This window comes from Bradyrhizobium sp. Leo114, from assembly GCF_055229415.2.
The window spans coordinates 25,459-41,629 of record NZ_JBUYEN020000001.1; the positions used below are offsets into that span (position 1 = coordinate 25,459).

The 16,171-nt window shown below is 63.6% G+C and carries 15 protein-coding genes; 1 reads left to right on the top strand and 14 read right to left on the bottom strand.

The window, feature by feature from the left end; all coding sequences use genetic code 11:
* Positions 1-479 precede the first annotated feature (479 nt).
* Positions 480-2,495, bottom strand: a complete 2,016-nt coding sequence (locus tag ACZIRK_RS00120) for an acetyl-CoA carboxylase biotin carboxylase subunit (protein WP_463326696.1) — start codon at positions 2,493-2,495, stop codon at positions 480-482.
* Between the two features lie 2 nt (positions 2,496-2,497).
* The gene (locus tag ACZIRK_RS00125; RefSeq protein ID WP_463326697.1) at positions 2,498-4,027 is read right to left on the bottom strand and encodes an acyl-CoA carboxylase subunit beta; all 1,530 of its coding nucleotides are present in this window, start codon (positions 4,025-4,027) and stop codon (positions 2,498-2,500) included.
* Between the two features lie 267 nt (positions 4,028-4,294).
* Here ACZIRK_RS00125 and ACZIRK_RS00130 point away from each other — a divergent pair, with 267 nt between their 5' ends.
* Positions 4,295-5,743 carry a helix-turn-helix domain-containing protein gene (locus ACZIRK_RS00130; RefSeq protein ID WP_456643421.1) on the top strand — a complete coding sequence of 483 codons (1,449 nt, stop codon included), beginning with the start codon at positions 4,295-4,297 and terminating at the stop codon, positions 5,741-5,743.
* Between the two features lie 168 nt (positions 5,744-5,911).
* Here the strand turns inward: ACZIRK_RS00130 and dhaK are convergent, their stop codons facing one another.
* From dhaK to ACZIRK_RS00190, 12 genes are all read right to left on the bottom strand, one after another.
* Entirely contained in the window at positions 5,912-6,895 is a 984-nt protein-coding gene (dhaK, locus tag ACZIRK_RS00135; RefSeq protein WP_130222524.1) for a dihydroxyacetone kinase subunit DhaK, read from the bottom strand.
* A gap of 36 nt (positions 6,896-6,931) precedes the next feature.
* On the bottom strand, positions 6,932-7,354 hold the full coding sequence (locus tag ACZIRK_RS00140) for a hypothetical protein (RefSeq protein ID WP_130222522.1): 423 nt from the start codon (positions 7,352-7,354) through the stop codon (positions 6,932-6,934).
* Entirely contained in the window at positions 7,347-8,981 is a 1,635-nt protein-coding gene (gene ptsP, locus ACZIRK_RS00145; RefSeq protein WP_245474478.1) for a phosphoenolpyruvate--protein phosphotransferase, read from the bottom strand. Before ptsP ends, ACZIRK_RS00140 begins: the two co-directional genes overlap by 8 nt.
* Complete coding sequence (locus tag ACZIRK_RS00150) at positions 8,968-9,270, bottom strand: HPr family phosphocarrier protein (RefSeq protein WP_063623372.1); 303 nt, start codon at positions 9,268-9,270, stop codon at positions 8,968-8,970. The genes ptsP and ACZIRK_RS00150 overlap by 14 nt, the downstream gene beginning before the upstream one ends.
* Before the next feature lie 31 nt (positions 9,271-9,301).
* Complete coding sequence (gene dhaM / locus ACZIRK_RS00155; RefSeq protein ID WP_028163196.1) at positions 9,302-9,694, bottom strand: dihydroxyacetone kinase phosphoryl donor subunit DhaM; 393 nt, start codon at positions 9,692-9,694, stop codon at positions 9,302-9,304.
* A complete protein-coding gene (gene dhaL, locus ACZIRK_RS00160) occupies positions 9,691-10,314 on the bottom strand; it encodes a dihydroxyacetone kinase subunit DhaL (RefSeq protein WP_028163195.1) in 624 nt (207 codons plus the stop codon). The genes dhaM and dhaL overlap by 4 nt, the downstream gene beginning before the upstream one ends.
* A gap of 21 nt (positions 10,315-10,335) precedes the next feature.
* Positions 10,336-11,361, bottom strand: coding sequence for an ABC transporter ATP-binding protein (locus ACZIRK_RS00165; RefSeq protein ID WP_130222520.1), 1,026 nt, complete (start codon positions 11,359-11,361; stop codon positions 10,336-10,338).
* Positions 11,354-12,451, bottom strand: a complete 1,098-nt coding sequence (locus tag ACZIRK_RS00170; RefSeq protein ID WP_130222518.1) for an ABC transporter ATP-binding protein — start codon at positions 12,449-12,451, stop codon at positions 11,354-11,356. The genes ACZIRK_RS00165 and ACZIRK_RS00170 overlap by 8 nt, the downstream gene beginning before the upstream one ends.
* Positions 12,452-12,455: 4 nt before the next feature.
* Complete coding sequence (locus tag ACZIRK_RS00175; protein WP_028163192.1) at positions 12,456-12,665, bottom strand: hypothetical protein; 210 nt, start codon at positions 12,663-12,665, stop codon at positions 12,456-12,458.
* A complete protein-coding gene (locus ACZIRK_RS00180; protein WP_130222516.1) occupies positions 12,662-13,624 on the bottom strand; it encodes a carbohydrate ABC transporter permease in 963 nt (320 codons plus the stop codon). Before ACZIRK_RS00180 ends, ACZIRK_RS00175 begins: the two co-directional genes overlap by 4 nt.
* Entirely contained in the window at positions 13,621-14,595 is a 975-nt protein-coding gene (locus ACZIRK_RS00185; protein ID WP_130222546.1) for a carbohydrate ABC transporter permease, read from the bottom strand. Before ACZIRK_RS00185 ends, ACZIRK_RS00180 begins: the two co-directional genes overlap by 4 nt.
* A 71-nt stretch (positions 14,596-14,666) precedes the next feature.
* On the bottom strand, positions 14,667-16,025 hold the full coding sequence (locus ACZIRK_RS00190; RefSeq protein WP_130222514.1) for an ABC transporter substrate-binding protein: 1,359 nt from the start codon (positions 16,023-16,025) through the stop codon (positions 14,667-14,669).
* Positions 16,026-16,171: the final 146 nt, after the last annotated feature.

The following is a 16,171-nucleotide window of genomic DNA, read 5'->3' on the forward strand; positions in this document are numbered from 1 at the left end:
GGAACATGTGCACTCCAAACTAGTCGAAATTGCACACGTTTGTACCTGTTTTGACCTCTCAGTGCACACGTAGCGTACACGAATTGGGGAGTGCACACGGCCATGGCCAGCCTCACTCAATTGCCGTCCGGAAACTGGCGCGTCCAGGTGCGCCGCAAGAACCGTTACGTGTCAGAGGCCTCGCATATTCACGGAAAATGAAAAGTGCTGATACTTCTTATTCGCCCGGTCTATATCAGTCGACTTGGAGCCTTGAACTGGTCGTTCCCGGTCTGGCTCAGCGTATCCTGTTGACGAAACCGTCGACCTTCGCGCGCAGCGCTTCTGCTTGCGCGCCGGGCTCGTCCGCCAACCCTCGCACGTTTGCTGCTGTCGAACCGGTCGCTTCGGCCGCCCTCCCATCTGTCGATTGATCTCGGCGATCGAGTTCGACAATTGCTCAGTGGCAGCCGCGACCGTCTGGACATTCGACGCTTATTTCACGCAAATTCCAAAATCAGTGCATCCACCGCGAGCGTTGCGCCGGCACTGGCGTGGATCTTCTTCACGGTGCCGTCCTGCTCGGCTCGGAGCACGTTCTGCATCTTCATGGCTTCGACGACCGCGAGCGTCTCACCGGCCTTGATCTCCTGCCCTTCGCTCACCGCGATCGAGACGATGAGGCCAGGCATCGGACAGAGCAGCTTCTTGCCGCTGTCGGAGGCCGTCGTCACCGGCATCAGCCGGGCGGAAGTTGCTTCCGCTTCGGTCCAGACATAGACCGGCACCTCGACGCCCTGATGCGCCAGACGAATGCCGTTGGGAACCGGGCGCGCCTGGACCGCGACGAAATGGCCGTCGATGGTCCCCTGCCAGACCGGATCGCCCGGCTTCCACGGCGATTGCAGCAGATGCGCATTGCCGGCGTTGCCTTCGGCATCGATGAAGCGGATCGCGATCGCGTCGCCTTCGCGGCCGACCTCGAGCAAAATCTCCTGGCGATCGAGCCACACCGCGCGGCGGCGCTCGCGCTGCACGACGCGGCCGCCCATTTGTCCCGAGATCTGCCGCTTGCGCTCGCCGAGCACGTGATCGATGGCGGCGCCAACGGCGGCGATGCGCCGTGCGACCTCGCCTTCCGGCACGCGCACCGCAAAGCCCTTGGGGAATTCCTCGGCAATGAAGCCAGTCGAGAGCCGGCCTTCGCGCCACCGCGGATGATGCATCAGCGCCGACAGGAACGGGATGTTGTGCCTGATACCATCGACATAGAACGAGTCGAGTGCGGTCGACTGCGCCTCGATCGCCGCCGCGCGCGAGGGCGCATGCGTGATCAGCTTGGCGATCATCGGATCGTAGTGGATCGAGATCTCGCCGCCTTCCTGCACGCCGGTGTCGTTGCGAATGGTGATGCCGTCCTGGCTGGCTTCCACCGGGGGACGGTATTTCACCAGGCGCCCGATCGAGGGCAGGAAGTTGCGGAACGGGTCTTCGGCATAGACGCGCGATTCCACCGCCCATCCCGTCAGCGTCACGTCCTTCTGCGTAAGGCTGAGCTGTTCGCCGGCGGCAACCCGGATCATCTGCTCGACCAGATCAATGCCGGTGACGAGCTCGGTGACGGGATGCTCGACCTGCAGGCGCGTGTTCATCTCAAGGAAGTAGAAGCTCTTGTCCTGCCCCGCGACGAACTCGACCGTGCCGGCCGAGTCGTAGCTCACCGCCTTCGCCAGCGCGACCGCCTGCTCGCCCATCTTGCGGCGCGTGGTCTCGTCGAGCAGCGGGGACGGCGCCTCCTCGATGACCTTCTGGTTGCGGCGCTGGATCGAGCACTCGCGTTCGCCGAGATAGATCACATTGCCGTGCTTGTCGCCGAGCACCTGGATCTCGATGTGGCGGGGATCGACGATGAATTTTTCGACGAAGACGCGGTCGTCACCGAAAGAGGATTTCGCTTCGGCCTTGGCGAGATTGAAGCCCTCCTCGACCTCGGCCTTCGAATGCGCGATGCGCATGCCCTTGCCGCCGCCGCCGGCGGAAGCCTTGATCATCACGGGATAGCCGATCTCGTCGGCGATCCTCACCGCATGCTTGTCGTCCTCGATGACGCCAAGGTGGCCCGGCACGGTGGAGACCTTTGCCTTCGCGGCCGCCTTCTTGGACTCGATCTTGTCGCCCATCGCGGCGATGGCACCAGGATTGGGGCCGATAAAGACGATGCCGGCCTCCTTCAGCGCGCGCGGAAACGCCTCGCGCTCGGACAGGAAGCCGTAGCCGGGATGGACGGCCTCGGCGCCGGTCTTGCGGCAGGCCTCGACGATCTTCTCGATCACCAGGTAGCTCTCGGCCGCCGCCGGCGGGCCGATCAACACGGCCTCGTCGGCCATCTCGACATGCAGCGCATCGCGGTCGGCCTCGGAGTAGACCGCGACCGTCTCAATCCCCATGCGGCGCGCGGTCTTGATGACCCGGCAGGCGATTTCGCCGCGATTGGCGATCAGAATGCGTTTGAACATGATTACAACGGCAAATTGTCGTGCTTCTTCGCCGGCGCTTCGACCTTCTTGTCCTTGAGCATCGCGAGTGCCCGCGCGATCCGCCGTCTTGTCGAATGCGGCATGATGACGTCGTCGATGTAGCCGCGCTCGGCGGCGATGAAGGGGGAGAGGAAGCGGTCCTCGTATTCCTTGGTGCGCGCGGCGATCTTGTCGGGGTCGCCGATGTCGGAGCGGAAGATGATCTCGACCGCGCCCTTGGCCCCCATCACCGCGATCTGCGCGGTCGGCCAGGCATAGTTCATGTCGGCGCCGATCTCCTTCGAGGCCATGACGTCGAAGGCGCCGCCATAGGCCTTGCGGGTGATGATGGTGACGAGCGGCACCGTGCATTGCGAATAGGCGAACAGCAGTTTTGCGCCGTGCTTGATCAGGCCGCCATATTCCTGCGCGGTGCCGGGCAGGAAGCCGGGCACGTCGACGAAGGTGACGATCGGGATGTTGAAGGCATCGCAGAAGCGGACGAAGCGCGCGGCCTTGCGCGAGGCGTCGCTGTCGAGCACGCCGGCGAGCACCATCGGCTGGTTGGCGACAAAGCCCACGGTGCGGCCGGCGATGCGGCCGAAGCCGGTGACGATGTTCTTGGCGAAGGTCTCGGAGATCTCGAAGAAGTCCCCCTCGTCCACGACCTTCAGGATCAATTCCTTGATGTCATAGGGCTTGTTCGGATTGTCGGGGATCAGGGTGTCCAGGGACAGGTCGACGCGGCCGATATCGTCGAAGCTTGGCCATTCCGGCACGCCGTCGGTGTTGTTCGACGGCAGGAAGTCGATCAGCCGGCGCATCTGCAATAGCGCGTCGACGTCGTTCTCGAACGCGCCGTCGGCGATCGAGGAGCGCGTCGCGTGCACCGAGGCGCCGCCGAGTTCCTCCGCCGTCACCACCTCGTTGGTCACGGTCTTCACCACGTCGGGGCCGGTGACGAACATGTAGCTCGTGTTCTTCACCATGAAGATGAAATCGGTCATCGCCGGCGAATAGACGTCGCCGCCGGCGCACGGACCCATGATGACGGAGATCTGCGGAATCACGCCGGAGGCAATGACGTTGCGGCGGAACACGTAGGAATAGCCGGCCAGCGCGGCGACGCCCTCCTGGATGCGCGCGCCGCCGGCGTCATAGAGGCCGATTATCGGCGCCCTCGCCTTCATCGCCATGTCCTGGAGTTTCGTGATCTTCAGCGCATGCGTCTCCGACAGCGAGCCGCCGAACACGGTGAAGTCCTTGGCGAAGACGAAGGTCCTGCGGCCGTTGACGGTGCCCCAGCCGGTGACGACGCCGTCGCCGGGAACCCTGGTCTTCTCCATGCCGAACTCGATCGAGCGGTGCTCGACGAACATGTCGAATTCCTCGAACGATCCCTTGTCGAGCAGCAGCTCGATGCGCTCCCGCGCGGTCAGCTTGCCGCGGGCATGCTGCGCCTCGATGCGCTTCTCCCCGCCGCCCAGCTTTGCGCCGGCACGCCTTTCCTCCAGTTCAGCCAACATCGTCATGATAGCCACATCCTCACAATCCGGTCCGACCTGGTCGCGCCGGGACAGGAATCCCTTACGGAGCCGATGCAGGGCGCGCGAGCATTCGCACATAGTCCCCCGGTACCACCTGGCTGCTCCGGCAAGCGCGGATGGATTGCCAAACCGGCCCCCCGGCGCTTTGCATCCCAGTCAATGTATGCAAGATTAGCAAGGAGATCGCCGCAAGGGACCGAAGAAAGTGCTTATTTTTGCCGATAGCGCTGAACCAGTTGTAAAGTTTGCCAAGTGAGACAGCACAAGATCTTTGCCGGCGACCGGCTACGGCGGTTGCGCGAACAACGCAGCATGACACAAGCAGAGCTCGCAGACGCTCTCAGCATTTCCGCGGGCTATTTGAGTCAAATGGAGAGTGATCAGCGGCCGATCACGCGAGAGCTGCTCATGCGGCTCAGCCGGCAATTTGGTATTGAGACGAATTATTTTTCGTCTGACGACGATTTGCGGCTCGCCAGCGAACTTCGTGAAAGCGCCAGTGACCCTCTGTTCGGGTCGCCCATTTTGCCTGACGAGGCCAGCGCGGCCGTCCGGGTCGCCCCCGATATCGCGCAGCGCTTTTTGCATCTCTATCGCGGTTATCTTGCGCTCGAAGAGGAACATCGCTCCTTGCAAACGCGTGTGGCCCAAACCGACGTGGGTGCGGCCAGCCGCTTTCCCTATGACGAGGTACGCGATTGGGTGCAATCAAAACGTAACCATTTTGATGCGCTTGATCGCGCCGCGGAACGGCTTTCGGAGGCAAGAGACTTTCAGCCCGAGAACCGCGGCGAGGACTTCATCAGATATTTGCGTGATGCCTACGGGGTTCGGATCGGCCAAGGCCCGGTGGATCTTGGCAAGGGAATGATCTGGCGGCTGGATAGCAACGCCAAAACGCTTTTCATGTCCAAAGATGCGCCGGTGGAAAGCCGGCTGTTCTGGATCGCTCACGTCATCGGCCTGCTCGAACAGCGAGACAGCATCGAACGTCAGATCAGACAGGCACGTCTCAGCAACGAGGAAGCTGCATCGCTCGCGCGCGTCGCACTCGCCAATTACTTTGCCGGCGCCCTGGTTATGCCATATGGAGCATTTCTCGCCACAGCGCGCGACGTTCGCTATGACATCGAACGCCTCCAGCGACGCTTTGGCACGAGCTTCGAGCAGGTCTGCCATCGTTTGAGCACGCTGCAACGGAGAAACTCGCCGGGAATTCCGTTCTATTTCCTGAAAATCGACATCGCCGGCAACGTCTTGAAGCGCAGCAGCGCCACCCGCTTTCAGTTCGCGCGCTTCGGAGGTCCCTGCCCCGTATGGAACGTACACCAGTCGTTTTCGCATCCTGGCCGCATCCTGGCCCAATTAGCTGCTACGCCTGATGGAACGAGGTATCTTTGCGTAGCTCGGACCGTCAGCCTTTCGGCGGGCTCATATCTGAACCGACCGCGCGCGGTCGCCGTCGGACTCGGGTGTGAGGTGACCTATGCGGGCGAGACGGTTTACGCAAAGGGACTGAACCTGGACGATCTCGATGCGGTCGACTTCATCGGCCCGGGATGCAGAGCCTGCGAGCGAAGCGATTGCCGTCACCGAGCACTACCGCCGATCGGCCACCCACTTGACGTGGGTACCGTCGAAAGAGGCGTCGTTCCGTATCAGATCGATGCCAAGACTTCTCGCACCAGCAGCCTCAAATGATTTCGCAAAGTCCGCTCGACCTGGCGGCGATCGAGCAACTCTTCATTTTCTTGCCATGGCGCGGCCGGCTGTGACCGAACTCGCAACGACAATCGGCCACACGATCCTTCTGGGGCAATCATGGTCCACCATCATCCTGAAAATCAGCGGCCGCTCACACCGCAGCGGTCACCATTTCAATGCGGCCGTACGCACGGGATGATCCCAGAGCGCAGTGGTTTCGCCATCGAGCAGGCTCACGGTGAGCGAGCACCCGGCCATTTCGAGCGATGTGACGTAGCTGCCAACCAGTGAACGGGCGATGCGCAGGCCCCGCTCCTCGAGCATCCTGCGCACCGCGTTGTACATCAGATAGAGCTCGATCGTCGGCGTGCCGCCGAAGCCGTTGACGAGCAGCAGCGCCTCGGTACCGGCCCGCGTGCCAAGATCATCGGCGATGGCGGTGGTCATCTCGGCGGCGATCGCATCGGCCTGCGCGAGCTTGACGCGGCGGCGTCCCGGCTCGCCGTGAATGCCGACCCCCATCTCTATCTCGTCGTCACGAAGTGCAAAGGTCGGCGTGCCCGCCGCCGGAACGGTGCAGCTGGTCAGCGCAACGCCCATTGAACGCGTCTGTGCGTTGACGCGCTCGCCAAGCGCGACACAAGTTGCAAGATCGGCGCCCTTCTCGGCCGCCGCGCCGACGATCTTCTCGACGATCAGCGTGCCGGCGACGCCGCGCCGTCCGATACTGTAAGTCGACTTCTCGACCGCGACGTCGTCGTCGGTCACGATGGTGGCGGTGCGGCCCTCGGCGATCTCCGCCGCCATCTCGAAGTTCATGCGGTCGCCGGCATAGTTCTTGACGATGAAGAGGACGCCAGCGTCGCCCGTGATCGCCTGGGCGGCCTCGACGATCTGGTCCGGCGTCGGCGATGTGAACACCTGCCCGGGACAGGCGGCGTCGAGCATGCCGTAGCCGACGAAGCCGGCATGCAGCGGCTCATGCCCGCTGCCGCCCCCCGACACCAGCGCAACTTTCCTCGGATTCAGCTCGCGGCGACGGACGAATTTCCGCTCAGCGCCGAGCATGACGAGGTCGGCATGCGCGGCGGCAAAGCCGTCGAGGCTCTCTGCGAGCATATTGTCGACCGAATTGATGAACTTCTTCATTGTGTCCTCCCGCTTCGTCCGCCCGGCGTTCCTCGCCTATTTTTCCCGCATGATGGCAATCAGTCGCCGCGTGAACTCCTGGAGCAGCGTGTCAAGCTCGGCGTTGCGCTTGGCGCTGCCGAGATCCGGCAGATGCAGCGTCAGTGTCCGCTCGTGCGAGCCTTCGCTCAACCGGCCGACGCGGCGCGGATGAGCGCGCGCATAGGCGCGAAGGAAGGCCGTCTTCGCCTGCGGCGGGAAATGGCACACATCGAAGATCGTATTGAGATGCTGCACCGGTATCGGCACCGGATAGGCCGGATTGCTGATCTGGCTGACGAAGCTGCGGTTCTTCCCCATGGCATGGGCCAGCCGAAGCCGCATGCCCGACGGACGGCTCTCCAGCACCTCCTTGAAGATGCGCTTGTAGACCGCAACCGCGCCGGCTTCGGGCGCGTCGTCGGCCGCCGTATCAGCCAAGGCCGCCTCCGCTGCTCAGCCGGTCGATGGTCTGCTTGATCTGCGCCAGCGCCGATGCATTGACGGAGAGCTCGCGCAGGCCGCAACTCAGCAGGGCGGGCAGACAACGCGGATCACCCGCCATGTCGCCGCACAGGCTGACGCTGATGGCGGCGCGCCGCCCATGCTCCGCGGTCCGCGCGATCAGTTCGAGCACTGCCGGATGCAGCGGATCCATCAGGGGGACGAGAGCTCCGTTGGAACGGTCGCAGGCCAGGACATATTGCGCGAGATCGTTCGAGCCGATCGAGAAGAAGGACGTCTTGAAGCTCGCGATTGCCAGGGCCGCCGCCGGCACCTCGACCATGATACCGAGCTCGGGCAGCATCGCGGCAATGCCATCCGCCTGCAAGTGCTGCACGACATCTGCGAACAGCTTCCGCCCCGCCTCGAGCTCGTCCGCCGACGTGACCATCGGGAACATGACCTTGAGATTGCCGCGCACCGCGGCCCGCGCCAGCGCGCGGAGCTGAACCGCAAAGATCTCAGGCCGGGCAAGGCACAGGCGCAGGCCGCGCACCCCGAGGAACGGATTGGCTTCGCCGTCCAGCGTGAAGCCAGCCACCGGCTTGTCACCGCCGGCATCGAAGGTGCGGATGGTGACGGGGCGCTGGCCGGCCCATCGCAACACCGCATCGTAAGCCTGAAACTGTGTCTCCTCGTCGGGCAGGCCACCGCGCTCCGTCAACAGGAACTCAGTGCGCATCAGGCCGATGCCGTCGGCATATTGCGCGTCGGCATGCTCGAGATCCTCGACGCGCTGGATGTTGATGAAGAGCTTGATCCGCTCGCCGCGCCAGGAGGCTGTCGGCCGCCGCAGGATCGCGCGCGCGGATGCCCTGCTCTTGTGATGGCTGTCGCGCCGCTTCTCGAAAATTCGGACCTGCTCGGCACTGGGATCCAGCTCCAGCGTGGCGCCTTCGCCGTCAAGCAGCGCTGTGGTGCCCGTGTCAGGAATGGCCCCGAGCTGTACCACCATCGGGATGCCGCGCGCTCGCGCCAGCATCGCGACATGGCTGGTCGGGCTGCCGCGCAACAGCGCCAAGCCACCGCCGCCGGACCAGTTAATCTCAAGGAATCGCGATGGCGGCAGATCGTCGGCGCAAACCACGCCTCCGCGCGGGATTTTCAGCGGCTGGTCCTGGTCGCCACGCAGAATGTGGATCACGCGGTCGCGCAAATCGGCAAGATCGGAGGAGCGCGCCTTCAGATAGTCGTCCGGTGCGGAGTTGTACTCGGCAATATGGGCGTCGAGCGTGGAACGCCATGCGATATCGGCGGGACGTCCCTCGCCGATCGACGCGAAGATCGCCTCGATCAATTCCTCATCCTCGAGCAGCGCGACCTGGAATTCGAGAATCTGCGCGGCCTCGCCGCCGGCGCTGGCGGCAAGATCGGCGATCTGCACGCTCGCGACGTCGATCGCATTGCGCAAGGCCAGCGCCTCCTCGACCAGCGTACCGGCCACCCGCTCGCCGCCAGCTCCCGCGTCGACGCGGACGAACGGGCCATGGGCAAAGCCGATCGAGGCAGTCCTGCCGCGATACGCCAGCCCTGCAGCGCCGCCCTGCATGCTATGGTGCTCCATCCGGGAAATCGCTTGCGATCAGATCAACCAGCGCCGCGACCGCGGCCTCGGCATCGCTGCCGGAAGCCTTGATCTCGATCGTGCTGCCGTGTGCCGCGCGCATTGCCATGATCTTGGCCACGCTCTTGGCATTGATCCATTCGGGTGCGCCCGCGACCCGCACGGAGATCTGGGCCTCGAACTTCTTGGCGAGCTTGGTCAGCTTGACCGCGGGGCGCGCATGCATGCCAACCGCATGCACCAGCCGCACATTGCCGGTGAAGATCTGTTCGTCCGCTTTATCAAGCATGCTCGTCATCCATCATCGCTTCGCCGACGCCTCAGTCGGCAGAGAGTTCCTCGGCCACGGCCCTGACCTGGGCCAGCGAGCTGCCGCCCGCAGCTTCCGTCGCCGCCATGACGGCGCCCTCGACGATCGGCGCGTTGCAGACGACAACGAGATCACGCCGCGCCGGCTCCAGCATCTCGACTGCCATTTCGCTGTTGGTCTCGGCGCCGCCGAGGTCGACAAGCACAGCAACGCCTTTCGACGACCAGGCGTCGTTGATGGCGTCGATGATCAGCGGCACGCTGGTGCCGAGACCACCGTCGGGATTGCCGCCGCAGAAGGCGACCTTGACCTCGCTGCCGACCATCTGCCGCACCATGTCTGCGGTTCCCTTCGCGATGTCCCGGGAATGCGATACGATCACGATGCCCACGGTGTCGGTCATTGCCGCGCCTCCAGGCCAGCGCACACCGCGTGCAGCAGAACGCAGCTCGATCGCGCCCCGGGATCGACATGACCGACGCTGCGCGCGCCGAGGAACGACGCCCGACCCTTCGTTGCTTGCATCGGCACCGTGCGCTCGACCGCTTCAGCCGCGGTGGTGCGCACCCGCGCGATCAGATCGGGCTGGCCGGCGCCCGCTTTCAGTGTCTCCAGCACCGGAATGAGCACATCGAGCATCGTCTTCTCGCCGGCCTGCGAGCGGCCGCGCGCGCTCACCGCGTTCACGCCACTGCCGAACACGTCGGCGAGATCGTCAGGCAGGTGCTTGTCGTGCGACAGCGCCTCGCCCGCGGCGAGAAAGAAGCTGCCATAGAGCGGGCCGGAAGCGCCGCCGACCGTCATGACTAGGGTCTTGCCGATCGTCTTGAACGCCTCGTCGAGCGGTTGCGCCGAGATGGCATCGAGCTTGCCGAGCACCGCTTCGAAGCCGCGCTTCATGTTGGTTCCGTGGTCGCCGTCGCCGATCGCCTGGTCCAGACTCGTGAGCTCCGGCGCGCTATCGATGACCTGCTCGGCGGCCGCCTTGAGCAGCGACTTGAATGTCTCGGGTTGCACCGACATTGATCTGAACCTTTCGCTCCTCTAATGAACCATCGGGCCGATGCGCTGTCCCGCACCGTCGAAACACAGCGGACGCACCAGTTGCAATTCAACCTCCTGGCCGGCCCGCAGCGGTTGATGCGGATCCGCCAGCGTCACCAGCGTTTCGCCCTTATAGTCCAGGTGAACGTGATTCTGCTCGCCGAGGTGCTCGACGCGATGCACCCGGCCGATCATCCGTCCGTCGTTGCGCGTGGCGATCTGGAGGTGTTCGGTACGGATGCCGACCGTCTCCGTTTCCGGCGGCATCGCCACATCGGACAGCAGCCGCGCGGGCAGGAAATTGATCTGTGGCGTCCCGAGCCGCGAAGCGACGTAGCTGCTGGATGGATTTTCATAGATCTCCCTCGGCGTGCCGAGCTGAAGCAGCCGGCCGTCCTTGATCACGCCGATCCTTGATGCCATCGTCATGGCTTCGACCTGGTCGTGGGTCACATACAGGATGGTCGCGCCGAGCTCGAGCTGGATCCGCTTCAGCTCGAGCCGAAGTTCGGCGCGAAGCTTTGCATCCAGCGACGACAGCGGCTCGTCCATCAGATAGATCGAGGGATCGCGCACAAGCGCGCGGCCGATGGCGACCCGCTGCATCTCACCTCCCGACAGGCGGGTGGCGCGATTGTTCAGCTTGCTGGCGATATGCAGCAGTTCCGCCGTCTGCTCGACACGCTCGCGGATCAGCGGCTCCGGCACGCGCCGCGCCGGAGAGCGCAGCGGGAACGCCAAATTGTCGTAGACCGACAAATGCGGATACAGCGAATATTGCTGGAACACGAATGCGATGTCCCGTGCACCCGGCGGATCATGCGTCACGTCGCGCCCGTCGATCATGACCGAACCGGCGTCGGGGCTCTCGAGGCCGGTGATCAACCGCAGCGTCGTGGTCTTGCCGGCGCCGCTCGGCCCGAGCAGGACGAGGAATTCGCCGTCGTTCACCGTCAGCGAGAGGTCGCGCACCGCGTCCACCGCGCCGAAGCGCTTGCTGATATTGCGCAAGCTGACGTCAACCATGGCGCATGCCCTCCTCCCTGGCGGTCCTGATTGCAAGGCCGCTGCCGGCATCGAACAGCGAGAGCCGATCGGAGTTGAATTCGAGGCCGACGGTCTCGCCGATCCGCACCGAGGCGCTCGAAGGTAGCCGCGCCGCGACCCGCCCATACGCCGTGTCGATCGTGACGATCTGCGTCGTGCCGAGATATTCCGCGCCGAACACCTCGCCACGAACGGATCCGGCGTCGGCGAAGCGGATATGCTCCGGACGAACCCCGAGCGCCAGCGCCGCGCTTGCGCGGTCCTCGCGGATCTCGGGCACCGCGAGCCTGGTGTCGTGAAAATTGATCGCCCGGTCACCGGATCGCAGCCCGCCCTCGAAGTGCAGGAAGTTCATCGACGGCGAGCCGATGAAGTCCGCGACGAACATGCAGGCGGGTCGGTCATAGACCTCCTGCGGCGTGCCGATCTGTTCCACGCGCCCCTTGTTCATGATCGCGATCTGGTCGGCCATCGACATCGCCTCTAGCTGGTCGTGAGTGACATAGACCGTGGTCGCCTTGATGCGATCGTGCAGGTCGCGCAGCTCGCCGCACATCAGATGACGAAACTCGGCGTCGAGCGCGCCCAGCGGCTCGTCCATCAGGAAGGCCTTCGGGCGCCGCACCATGGCTCGCCCGAGCGCGACGCGCTGGCGGTCGCCGCCCGAGAGCTTTGACGTCTTGCTCGACAGCAGATGCTCGATCCGCAGCATCCGCGCGGTCTCCTGCACCCGCTCGCGAATCTCGTGCCGCGCCATGCCCTGGCACTTTAGCGGGAAGCCGATGTTCTGCCCGACATTCATGTGCGGATAGAGCGCAAACAGCTGGAACACGAACGCGATGTCGCGGGCGGCGGCACGGTGGAACGTGACGTCCTCCCCGTCGAGCAGAATCTTGCCCTCGGTCGGCAGCTCGAGGCCGGCAATCATGCGCAACGTGGTGGTCTTGCCGCAGCCGGAGGGACCGAGCAACGCGAAGAAGGTGCCGTCGTCGATGGTGAATGTCGAGCCTTCCACCGCCGTGAACTGATCGAACGACTTGCGAAGATATTCGATGCGGATCTGAGCCATGGCCTCATTCCGGAAAGTGGCTGACGATGACGAAGCCGACAGTGCCGGCGAGGATCGTCACGAATGAATAGCTGTACAGATCTATCGAGAAGGGTTGCACCAGCATGAAGATGCCGCCCCCGATCAGGGTCATCGCAACGGCCTCCCAGCGCCCGCGGCCGAAGAAGCGATGCAATGTCCCCTTGGCGCCCTTGGCAACGGCAGAATCGCTCATTTGCGCATCGCTCCGAAGGTGATGCCGCGCAACAGATGCTTGCGCAACAGCACGGTGAACATGACGATCGGGACGACGAACAGCGTGGTCGCGGCGGCAACCGCCGGCCAGTCCTGCCCGCCCTCCCCGATGATGAAGGGAATGAAGGGCGGCATGGTCTGCGCCTCGCCGCTGGTCAGCAGGACTGCGAAGGCGTATTCGTTCCAGGAGAAGATCAGGCAGAAGATCGCGGTTGCCGCAATTCCGGTGACGGCCTGCGGCAACACCACCTTGCGCAGCGCCTGCAGTCGCGTGTAGCCGTCGACGAGGGCCGCCTCCTCATACTCGCGCGGAATCTCGTCGATGAAGCCCTTGAGCAGCCAGACCGCAAGCGAGACGTTCACCGCGGTGTAGAGCAGGATCATGCCGAGCCTGGTGTCGGTCAGATTGAGCTGCCGGTACATCAAATAGATCGGTATCGCAACCGCGACCGGCGGCATCATCCGCGTCGACAGGATGAAGAACAGCAGATCGTCGGCCAGCGGAATGCGGAAGCGCGAAAAAGCGTAGGCCGCGAGCGTGCCGAGGAAGACGGCGAGGAAGGTCGAACCGAAGCCGATGATCAGCGAGTTGACGAAGCGCGGCACGACCTTGGACGGTCCGGCAATCACCATGTCATGCTTGCGGACGAGCTTGTCATACCAGGTCTCCGGCGGCGGCAACTTGGCGATGAAATCCGGTGTCTGGCGGGTGCGCACCGTGAACAGGTTGACATAGCCTTCGAGCGTCGGCTCGAAGATCACCTTGGGCGGATAGGCGATGGCATCGCTTTGCGACTTAAAGGCGGTGGCGACGATCCAGAGCAGCGGCAGGATCGTGATCAACGCATAGAGGATGACGAGAGCACCGGCGAATGCCTTGATGCGCGGCGAGGCCTCGACGATCGAGTGTGCGGTGGATCTGGCGACGGCAGCGGTCATCGTTGCTTCACCTTGTTGAGCGCTTTGACGTAGATGTTGGCGGCACCGAACACGGTCACGAACAGGATAATGGCAAGCGCCGAGGAATAGCCGGTGCGCCACTTCTCGAACGCCGCGCGCTTCAGCGTGATGGACACGAGCTCGGTGGTCGACCCCGGTCCTCCCGACGTCAGGAGATTGACCATGTCGAACATCTTGAAGTTCTCGATCGCGCGAAACAGCACCGCCAGCATCAGGAACGGCACCGTCATCGGCAACGTGATCGACCAGAACTGCCGCCAGGCCGAGGCACGATCGACCTCAGCCGCCTCATAGATATAATCGGGGATCGAGCGTAGCCCGGCGAGACAGATCAACATCACATAGGGCGCCCACATCCAGGTGTCGACGAGCACGATGGTCCATGGCGCCAGCGCGACCTGCCCTGTCATGCTGAACGAGCTCGGCGGCACGCCAGTGAACAAGCTGATCAGATAGTTGAACGGTCCGATCTGCGGCTGCAGCAGCAGCGTCCAGAAATTGCCGACAACTGCCGGGGACAGCATCATCGGCAGCAGGATGATCGTGGTCCAGAAGCTGTGGCCGCGGAATTGGCGGTTGATCAGGAGCGCGAGCCCAAAGCCGACCACCACCTGCAGGGCAACCGAGCAGATCACGAATTGCGCCGTGGTCTGGAGCCGGAACCAGACGTCCTCGTCGTTGAGGATGTCGCTGAAATTGTCGAGCCCAACAAACCGCAGCGGCAGATAGGACATGCTGAGGTTGAGGCTGGTGAAGGAGAGCCGGATCATCCAGACCAGCGGGAAGATGTTGATCGCGAGCAGCAGCGCAATCGTCGGCGCGACGAACAGCCACGCAATGGTCCGGTCGGACAGACCGTGTGCGCGGCGCGCGGCGCGGGATTTGGCGGACTCGCTCACGCCCGCGATCGTAGCATGATCGGGTTGCAGGATCGTCGTCATCTTGTCCATCGGCTGGGCTGGTTCGGCTTCCACGAGGCTGACCTCGGGGAAGCCAGTTCAGTTGGATCGCGGAGTTCAGGCTATCGCGAGGCGACTTCCTTGCCCTGCTCCTTGAACACCTTGGTCCAGTCCTTGACCAGGAGATCGAGCGCCTGCTGCGCCGTGCCCTTGTCGGCGACGACGTAGTCGTGCACCCGCTTCTGCATGTCGAGCAGCAGTTGGGCGTAGGACGGCTCGGCCCAGAAGTCCTTGACGATGCCCATCGACTCCAGGAATTGCGGCGCGAACGCCGCGCTCTTCGGGAAGTCCGGCGCATCGACCACCGCCTTGAGCGCCGAGTAGCCGCCGATCTGCCACCATTTCTGCTGCACGGCGGGCTGCGCGAACCACTTGATATAGGCGAGCGCGTCGTCCTTGCGGTCGGAAGTCGCAACCACCGAGATGCCCTGTCCGCCGAGTTGGGTGAAGTGCCCCTTCGGGCCAGCCGGATTGACGAAGAAGCCGATCTTGTCGCCGCCGACATTCGGATCCTTGTAGAGGCCGGGGAAGAAGGCGAACCAGTTCATCTGCATCGCCACCTGGCCCGACTTGAAGGCATCGAGCCCTTCCTGCATGTAGGCGTTCGTCATGCCGGGCGCGGTGCAGCACTTGTAGAGCTCCTTGTAGAATTCGAGCCCCTTGGCGGCATCGGCCGAATTGACGATGCCCTGCATCTGGTACGGCTTCTTCGGATTGTCGTAGCTGAAGCCGTAGTTGTAGAGCACGTTGGTCACGCCCATCGTGATGCCTTCGGAACCGCGCTCGGTGAAGATGTACGCGCCATAGACCTTCTTGCCGTCGATCTCGCGGCCCTGGAAGAACTCCGCGATCTGCTTCAACTCGTCATAGGTTTTCGGCGGCGCCAGATCGCGGCCGTACTTGGCCTTGAACGCCGACTGGATGTCCGGTCGCGAGAACCAGTCCTTGCGGTAGGTCCAGCCCACGGCATCAGCCATCGCCGGCAGCGCCCAGTAGTTCGCCGAATTCTTCGGCCACCGCGAATAACCCACGACCGTCGCCGGGACGAAATCGTCCATCGAGATGTGCTCTTTGTCGAAGAACTCGTTGAGCTTGACGTACCACTTGTTCTCGGCGGCTCCGCCGATCCACTGGCTATCGCCGATGATCAGGTCGCAGAGTTTGCCGTGGGAATTGAGCTCGTTGAGGAAGCGATCCGCATAGCTCGTCCAGGGGACGAACTCGTATTTCATCTCGATGCCGGATTGCTTGGTGAAATCCTTGCCCAGCTCGACCAGCGCGTTGGCCGGATCCCATGCCGCCCAGCACAGCGTGAGCTGCTTGCCCTGAGCCGCAGCTTCGCCTCCGCCAAATATCCCCAGCAGCGCCGCCCCGAGAACCGTGGTGGCCACTGAGCTTTTCAGCCGATTGAATGTCCGCATATCCGTTTCCTCTCTCGTTGAAGCATCCAACCCGCTCAACGCGCCCCGCCGGAGCGACGCCGAGACCTTGAAACCGAGTTTGAGGAGCGATGAGTGAAGGACGAGACGGACCGCTGCCGGAGACGGCTCCGGAATGGCTTGGGCTC